This window comes from Pseudorhodoplanes sp. (genome assembly GCF_035565795.1).
Classification (GTDB): domain Bacteria; phylum Pseudomonadota; class Alphaproteobacteria; order Rhizobiales; family Xanthobacteraceae; genus Pseudorhodoplanes.
Window position 1 is genome coordinate 1 of record NZ_DATMRV010000048.1, and the last position, 7,820, is coordinate 7,820.

8 protein-coding genes are annotated in these 7,820 nt (G+C 64.1%); 6 read left to right on the forward strand and 2 right to left on the reverse strand.

Annotated elements, in window-relative coordinates:
- Both VNZ93_RS05450 and VNZ93_RS05455 read right to left on the reverse strand, forming a co-directional pair.
- Positions 1-437, reverse strand: a 437-nt coding sequence (locus tag VNZ93_RS05450) for a chromate transporter (protein ID WP_325701183.1), incomplete at its 3' end; no start/stop codon positions are given.
- A 1-nt stretch (position 438) separates the two neighbouring features.
- Positions 439-1,257: a chromate resistance protein ChrB domain-containing protein gene (locus VNZ93_RS05455; RefSeq protein ID WP_325701186.1), complete on the reverse strand. Its 819-nt coding sequence runs from the start codon at positions 1,255-1,257 to the stop codon at positions 439-441.
- A gap of 230 nt (positions 1,258-1,487) precedes the next feature.
- On the opposite strand from VNZ93_RS05455, the gene VNZ93_RS05460 reads away from it, so the two are divergent.
- The 6 genes from VNZ93_RS05460 to VNZ93_RS05485 all read left to right on the forward strand — a co-directional run.
- The gene (locus VNZ93_RS05460) at positions 1,488-2,339 is read left to right on the forward strand and encodes a DMT family transporter (protein WP_325701189.1); all 852 of its coding nucleotides are present in this window, start codon (positions 1,488-1,490) and stop codon (positions 2,337-2,339) included.
- 132 nt (positions 2,340-2,471) lie between these two features.
- On the forward strand, positions 2,472-3,494 hold the full coding sequence (locus VNZ93_RS05465; RefSeq protein WP_325701192.1) for a thiamine pyrophosphate-dependent dehydrogenase E1 component subunit alpha: 1,023 nt from the start codon (positions 2,472-2,474) through the stop codon (positions 3,492-3,494).
- Complete coding sequence (locus VNZ93_RS05470) at positions 3,482-4,462, forward strand: alpha-ketoacid dehydrogenase subunit beta (protein ID WP_325701195.1); 981 nt, start codon at positions 3,482-3,484, stop codon at positions 4,460-4,462. The genes VNZ93_RS05465 and VNZ93_RS05470 overlap by 13 nt, the downstream gene beginning before the upstream one ends.
- A 145-nt stretch (positions 4,463-4,607) precedes the next feature.
- Entirely contained in the window at positions 4,608-6,059 is a 1,452-nt protein-coding gene (locus tag VNZ93_RS05475) for an NAD-dependent succinate-semialdehyde dehydrogenase (protein WP_325701197.1), read from the forward strand.
- Between the two features lie 16 nt (positions 6,060-6,075).
- Complete coding sequence (locus VNZ93_RS05480; RefSeq protein ID WP_325701200.1) at positions 6,076-7,410, forward strand: dihydrolipoamide acetyltransferase family protein; 1,335 nt, start codon at positions 6,076-6,078, stop codon at positions 7,408-7,410.
- Positions 7,411-7,431: 21 nt separating this feature from the next.
- The coding region (locus tag VNZ93_RS05485; RefSeq protein WP_325701203.1) for a LysE family translocator at positions 7,432-7,820 on the forward strand (389 nt) is incomplete at its 3' end.

A 7,820-nucleotide genomic window follows, 5' to 3' on the forward strand; every position in this document is an offset into this window, starting at 1 on the left:
GCGCGCCGTCCGATGCGGACCAAGGCTTCCACAACGATCACCAGCACCGCGGCCTTGATACCGAACAGCGCGCCGTCGATCAGCGGAACGCCTTGTCCCAGCGCATAGATCAGACTGAGCCCAAGCATCACGAGCGCGCCCGGCAGCACGAACAGGACGCCGGCGGCGATGCCGCCGCGCACGCCGTGCATCAGCCAGCCGGTATAGGTTGCAAGCTGCTGCGCCTCGGGACCGGGCAGCAGCATGCAGAAGTTGAGCGCGTGCAGGAAACGCGGTTCGTCGACCCACTTCTTCTCGTCGACCAGAATGCGATGCATCAGCGCGATCTGGCCGGCCGGCCCGCCAAAGCCGAGACAGCCGATCTTGAAGAACGTGCGCACGACTTCGCCGAAGCTCGGTTCAGGGCCCGCGTGCACCGCCTGTTCTCTTGCTGTCATCTCAGGCGGCTTTTGCGGGCCAGTTGTGACGCTCGGATGACGCGAAGCGTAACCAAGCGAACAACGCGTCGTAAACCGCAAATCCGCGATCGAGCACGCCGTGGTCGTCGTCGCCGGCGAGTGCGGACAAGCCGAGCGACACGGCGTGCAATCCCGCAGCTTCCGGCGCGAGGTCGGGACGTGCGGTATCGGCGCCACGCACGATCAGCGCAAGACGCGCAAGCGATGGCTCGCGTTCGAGGTCAAAGACCTTGAGGATGGTGTCGAACGAACAGCGCTCGCCATCATGCGACAGTTCTACCCCTTCGATATCGAACGGGATTGCGCCGCTTTCCCGCGCGACATCCGCGACCTGCGGCGGATCGACGAACAGAAAGCGCGCCTCTGGATCTATAAACCGCCGGATCAGCCAGGGGCAGGCGATGCGATCGATCTTCGGCCGCCGCCGCGTCACCCAGACGCTCGGCGGTTGCGGTGCGAATTTCTGCACCGCGCCGCGGTCGACCAGCGGCAGGCCGGCCGCGACCCATGCGTCGTAGCCGCCCTCCAGAATGCGAGCGTCGAGGCCGCGTGCGCGCAGCTGCGCCGCCGCCATCTGGCTGCGCCGGTGCCCGTGGACGCAGGCGACGACGATGGTTCCGTGATCATGCGCGAAGGCCCACGATGCCGCCTCGTGAGGATCGCGCAGGATTGCTCCGGGCAGGACACTGTTGGACGATGCAACGACTTCGGGTTTGCGGACGTCGACGATCAGCGGTGCGCCGGAGGTTCCAATGCTTCGCCACAATTTTTCGGGTGCGATTGAAAAGTGCAAAGGCATGCGCCTCCTCCATTCCGAAGGAGACGGTGCTTGGGCCTTGCGAGCCTTTGGAAAGGCGGGGCGACCGTCGCAGGCCCCGCGACCGTGAGATTAGGACCGGATCGAGAGGCCTGCAACGCCGGCGTAGAGCTATTTTGCCAGTGCGCCTCGCCCCACCTGCGCAACTTGGGTACAGAGGCGTAATGACATCCGGCCTTCCGTCCAGCGAATCCGAGCAGATTCGCGCCCGAATGACTGGCATCGGCCTGATGTGCGGCGCCGTGGTGTGTTTCGCCTGCCTTGACGCGACCGCGAAATACCTCAACGGCTACATGGACACATTGCAGGTGGTCTGGGCGCGCTATACCGGCGCCTTTGTCCTCGCCCTGTTCATCTTCAATCCGGTGTCGCGTCCCGGACTGATGCGGACCAAGCGACCGATCCTGCAACTCGTGCGCTCGGCGATGTTGCTCGGCTCCACAATCGCGAACTTCCTCGCCTTCCGTTATCTGCAACTGGACCAGGCGCTGGCGATCCTGTTCTCCGCGCCCTTCATGGTGGCGATCCTGGCGGGGCCGATACTGGGCGAATGGATCGGCTGGCGTCGCTGGGTGGCGATCCTGGTGGGCTTTGCAGGCGTGTTGCTGGTTACGCGGCCGGGCGTCGGCGGTGTGCACTGGGCCGCGCTCTATTCGGTCACGAGCGCTGTCTTCTATGCGCTCTATATCGTCGCCACCCGCGTGCTGTCGCGGAGCGACACCAGCGACACCACATTGTTCTATTCCAACCTGGTTGGTGCGATCGCAATGCTGCCGGTCCTGCCCTTCGTCTGGACCACGCCGGATAACCCCTTCATCATTTTCCTGATGGTGGCGTTCGGCGCCTTCGGCAGCCTCGGGCATTACCTCCTGATCGTCGCGCATCGGCTCGCGCCGGCCTCGGTGCTGGCACCCTTCATATACACCCAGCTCGTGTGGGCGACCGGCTTTGGCTATTTCGTTTTCGGCGACCTGCCCAACAGCTGGACCCTCGCAGGCGCCGCCGTGGTCGTCGCCTCCGGGCTCTATCTTCTGCATCGTGAAAGGGTGCGTGGGGCCGCCTGACGCGGACGGCCTCCCTGCGTTTTTCGCGTTTTTCCGGACGCCAGGGCCCTGCTAAGGTTCGCCGCAAAATGATCGCGCGGACGGGAAATTGGCCGCGCGGCAAGCCAATATGAGGAAGCCGCAAGGACCACAATGCTGGACAAATCCAAGGACACGAAGCCCGGCCTGAACGACGATATCGGCGAGGACAAGCGGCTCGAAATGTTCCGCCTGCAGGTGCTGCTGCGGCAGGCCGAGCAGCGCGCCTTTGACCTGTTCCTGCAGAACCTCGTCAAGGGAACGAGCCATCTCTCACTCGGCCAGGAGGCGGTCGCGGCCGGCTTTGCCGCTGCCATGAAGCCGGGCGATCTCAGCTTCTGCACCTATCGCGGCCACGCACACACGCTGGCACGGGGCGTTCCGGTCGAGAAGGTGCTCGGCGAATTGATGGGCCGTGACAACGGCCTGATGAGGGGCAAGGGCGGCTCCATGCACCTGACCTCGGTCGATCACGGGGTGATGGGCTCCTACGCCATCATCGGCGCGCATCTGCCGATCGCCTGCGGTGCGGCCTGGCGCGCGCAATACAAGGGACAGAGCGACGTGTCGGTCTGCTTCTTCGGCGACGGCACGACCAATATCGGCGCATTCCATGAGGCGCTGAATTTCGCCGCGATCTGGAAGCTGCCGGTGATCTTCGTGTGTGAGAACAACCACTACATGGAATACACTCCGATCGGAGACGTGACGGCAGTGCCGCACCCTGCGGCCGACCGCGCCGCGGCCTATGGACTCGAGCGCATCATTGTCGATGGTAATGACGCCGACGAGGTGTATCGCACGGCGATGACCGCCTTTGCGAAGGCGCGCCGCGGCGAGGGACCGTCGCTGATCGAATGCATCACCTATCGGCACAGCGGCCACTCTCGCGCCGATCCGGCGAAATACCGTCCCGAGGGCGAACTGGAGAAGTGGAAGGAGCGCGATCCGGTCAAGATCTATCGCGAGCGTCTGCTCGAATTCGGCATCGATCCCGAGGTGATGAAGGGCATCGAGGACGGCGTCCTGCGCGAAGTCGACGAGGCGACGGAGAAATGCAAGGCGTCGCCCCCGCCACCATATGACATCATCCATACCGACGTTTATGCCGACGGGGGCTTCGCATGGCGGAACTGACATACCGCGACGCCGTTGCGCGCGGCATTGCACAGGAAATGTCGCGCGATCCCGACGTTGTGTTCCTCGGCGAAGACGTGGCGAAAGCCGGTGGCGTGTTCAAGGCGACCGTCGGGCTCTACGAGCAGTTCGGTCCGCTTCGCGTGCGAGATACGCCGATCTCGGAGCAGGCCATTCTCGGCGCCGCCATGGGCGCGGCGATGACCGGCTTGAAGCCGATTGCCGAGATCATGTTCTCGGATTTCATCGCGGTCTGCTTCGACTACATCGCGAACGAATTCCCGAAGAGCCGCTACATGACCAATGGGCAGGTGAAATGCCCGCTTGTCGTGCGTACGGGCAACGGTGCGGGTTCGCGATTCGGCGCGCAGCATTCGCAGAGCGTCGAGAACTGGTGCATGATGATTCCGGGTCTGAAGGTCGTTGCGCCATCGAATCCGCGCGACGTGATCGGCCTGCTTGCAGCAGCAGTGCGCGATCCCGATCCGGTGATCTTTTTCGAGCACAAGTCGCTCTACCCGATAAAGGGCGAAGTGCCGGACGGAGAAATCGTTGACACGCTCGGCACCGCGAAGATCGTGCGGCCGGGCAAGGACGCGACCATTCTTGCGCTGGCCTTGATGGTGCCGCGTGCGATCGATGCGGCAGAGAAACTGAAAGCCGAGCACGGCATCGACTGCGAAGTCGTCGACGTGCGTTCGCTGGTGCCGCTCGATACGCAGACGATCCTCGGCTCGGTCGGCCGAACGCACCGTCTGTTCACCGTGGAGGAAAATCCGCGGCTCTGCGGCTGGGGCGCGGAGATCGTGTCGATCGTCGCCGACGAAGCGTTCTACGACCTCGACGGTCCGCCGGTGCGGATCACGACACCGCATATCCCTCTGCCGTCCGCCGATCTTCTGGAGGATGCAGTGTTGCCGACGGTCGATCGCATCGCGGAGACGGTGCGGCGCTCGCTGGGGAGTTAAGCCCTCGCGTCCCGGGCGCAGCGCAGCACATCGTGATGCGCTGCGGACCCGGGACCCATGTTGCAGAATTCAATCATAGGTCCCGGTTCTGCGCCGCACCGTTTCAAGCCGCGCCCGGGACAGAGAGAAACGCCAAGGAAACGCCATGTACGAAAATCTCATCGCCAATGTTCCGACCGACCTCTGGATCGGCGGCAAGTGGCGCAAAGCCTCCGACGGACAACGCTTCGACGTGATGGACCCTGCGACCGAGCGCAAGGTCGCCTCGGTCGCCAGCGCGACGGTGGGGGACGCGATTGCGGCGCTCGATGCCGCTGAAGCCGCGTTCCCGGGATGGGCCGCGAAGAAGCCGCGCGAACGCGGGGAGATCCTGCGCAAGGCGTTCGAACTGATCATGCGTGATGCCGAGCGGTTGGCGAAACTCATCACCGTTGAGAACGGCAAGGCGCTGCCGGATTCGCGCGCCGAAGTCGCCTATGCCGCCGAGTTCTTCCGCTGGAATGCGGAGGAGGCGGTGCGCAATCTCGGTTCGCTGTCGACAGCGCCGGCCTCCGGCGCGCGAATCCTTGTGCAGCACAAGCCGGCCGGCATCGCGGTGCTGGTGACGCCGTGGAATTTCCCGGCTGCGATGGCGACGCGCAAGATCGGACCTGCGCTTGCCGCGGGCTGTCCGGTCGTGCTCAAGCCTGCCTCCGATACGCCGCTCACCATGCTGGCGCTGATGCCGATCCTGGAAGAGGCCGGCGTGCCGGCGGGCGTGGTCAACGTCATCCCGTCGCGCTCTTCTGGCAAGGTTGTCGGCGCGATGCTGCATGACCCTCGTGTCCGCGTGGTGTCTTTTACCGGCTCGACCGAAGTGGGCCGCGTGCTGCTTCGCGAATCCGCCGACAACATCATCAAGCCGGCCATGGAGCTTGGCGGCAATGCACCGTTCCTCGTATTCGAGGACGCCGATATCGACGCGGCGATCGAAGGCGCGATGATCGCCAAGATGCGCAATATGGGCGAGGCCTGCACCGCCGCGAACCGCTTCTATGTGCACGAGAATGTGCATGACGAATTTGCGAAGAAGCTGACCGGCAAGATGCAGTCGCTCAAGATGGGCAACGGTCTCGACGAGGGCGTCAATCTCGGGCCGCTGGTCAACAAGGAAGGCCGCGACAAGGTCATCGAACTGGTCGAAGACGCAGTCTCGAAGGGCGCAAAGCTCCTGACCGGCGGCAAGACGCCGGACGGTCCCGGCTTCTTCTATCCCGCGACCGTGCTGACCAATGTGCCGGATTCAGCGAAGATGCTGAACGAAGAGATTTTCGGGCCGGTCGCCTCGATCCAGACCTTTAAGACCGAAGACGAAGCGATCAAGCGCGCGAACGATACCGAATACGGGCTCGTCGCCTACCTCTACACGAAGGATATCGGTCGCGGGATGCGCGTCTCGGAGAAACTCGATTTCGGCATGATCGGGCTCAATCGCGGGCTGGTATCCGATCCGGCTGCGCCGTTCGGCGGCATGAAGCAATCAGGTATCGGGCGTGAAGGCGCGCATGAGGGGCTGATGGAGTTCCTCGAAACGCAATATGTGTCGGTGAGCTGGTGATCGCATGGACGTATTGATGCCGCAGCTCGGTGAAACCGTCGCCGAAGGCAAGATCACCAAATGGTTCAAGCAGGCGGGCGATATCGTCGCGCCGGGCGACAACCTGTTCGAGATCGAGACCGACAAGACCTCGATGGAAGTGCCGGCAACATTCGGCGGCACGCTGTCGACGGTGAATTTCCAGGTTGGAGATGTGGCGAAGGTCGGCGCCGTTGTTGCGGTGATCCTCGGTGAAGGCGAGGTCGCAAAGCCGGCGGCGCCGCAGGCACAGGTGTCGAAGGCTGCACCGACTCCTCCACCGCTCATTCCCGCGAATGCGGGAAACCGGACTCAAGAACTGGGTCCCCGCCTGCGCGGGGACGCGCCGGATGCGGGGCGGCCGCCAGAACCCGTCAAGATGGAGCTTTTCCGCGAGGTCCGGACACCTGAGCGCAATTTCGGCCCGGCCCGTATCGGCGGCATCACCGTGACGCCGCTTGCGCGCCGGCTTGCCGGCGAGAACGGCATCGATCTGTCGCGCATCACCGGCAGCGGCCCGCACGGCCGCATTGTTGCGCGCGATGTCGAAGCGCGGATCGTTCAGGCGCCCGCGGGTGGACCTGCGCCCGCATCGGGGCCGTCGGCGTCCGACATTCTTGCTCTCTATCGCGATGTGTCGTTCGAGGAAGTGCCGCTCGACGGCATGCGCTCCACGATCGCGGCGCGCCTGACACAGGCCAAGCAGATCATTCCGCATTTCTACCTGACAGCGGACGTCACTCTCGACGCCCTTCTGAAGGTGCGCGGCGAGGCTAATGCCGCTGCGCCGCAAGGCGAGGACGGCTACAAGCTTTCGGTCAACGACTTCGTCATCAAGGCGCTGGCTCTGGCGCTGAAGCGCGTGCCGGCCGCAAACGCGATCTGGGCACAGGATCGCATTCTGCGGTTCCAGCGCGCCGATGTCGGTGTTGCGGTTGCGCTCGACGGCGGCCTGATGACGCCCGTCATTCGCGGTGCGGATGGCAAGTCACTCAGCGAGATTTCGAACGAGATGCGGTCCCTCGCGGAACGCGCGCGCGACAGGAAGCTGAAGCCCGAGGAATATCAGGGTGGCGTCAGTGCGATCTCCAATCTCGGCATGTACGGGGTGCGTGAATTCTCGGCGATCATTAACCCGCCGCAATCGACGATCCTTGCTGTCGGAGCGGCGCAGCGCCGTCCGGTCGAAACGGAGGACGGCGGCGTGCGCTTCGAAAGCCAGATGACGGTGACGCTGTCCTGCGACCATCGCGTGATCGATGGCGCGCTGGGTGCGCAACTTCTTGCCGCTTTGAAGGGCTATCTGGAACAGCCCGTGACGATGCTGGTGTAATTTTCTGGCTGGTGTGATCCGTTGGAGCAGGTCGCCTTCCTCACCTTCGCAATGGTGCTGCTGGTTGCGGTGATTTCACCGGGGCCGGCGATTGCCGCGCTCGTCGCGCGCATCATGGCGCGCGGCACGGACGGGATTGCGGCTTTGTGCGCGGGCCTCGTGCTGGGCGATCTGATCTGGCTGTCCTGCGCGATGTTCGGGCTGGCGGCGCTGGCGGCGCTGTTTCAGCCGGTCTTCCTGATCGTCAGGTATGTCGGCGCGGCCTATCTCCTGTTCCTCGCCTGGAAGCTGTGGCGAGACTCCGGCGCTCCCGCGAAAGCCGAGCCCGTGCGCGGTCAGGGCCGGCAATTGTTCGGCGCGGGGCTGCTGCTGTCGCTCGGCAACCCGAAGATCATGCTGTTCTATCTCGC

Coding starts and splice junctions, on each gene's coding strand:
- VNZ93_RS05455 (WP_325701186.1), bottom strand. CDS start 1,257: ATGCCTTTGCACTTTTCAATCGCACCCGAAAAATTGTGGCGAAGCATT.
- VNZ93_RS05460 (WP_325701189.1), top strand. CDS start 1,488: ATGACTGGCATCGGCCTGATGTGCGGCGCCGTGGTGTGTTTCGCCTGC.
- VNZ93_RS05465 (WP_325701192.1), top strand. CDS start 2,472: ATGCTGGACAAATCCAAGGACACGAAGCCCGGCCTGAACGACGATATC.
- VNZ93_RS05470 (WP_325701195.1), top strand. CDS start 3,482: ATGGCGGAACTGACATACCGCGACGCCGTTGCGCGCGGCATTGCACAG.
- VNZ93_RS05475 (WP_325701197.1), top strand. CDS start 4,608: ATGTACGAAAATCTCATCGCCAATGTTCCGACCGACCTCTGGATCGGC.
- VNZ93_RS05480 (WP_325701200.1), top strand. CDS start 6,076: ATGCCGCAGCTCGGTGAAACCGTCGCCGAAGGCAAGATCACCAAATGG.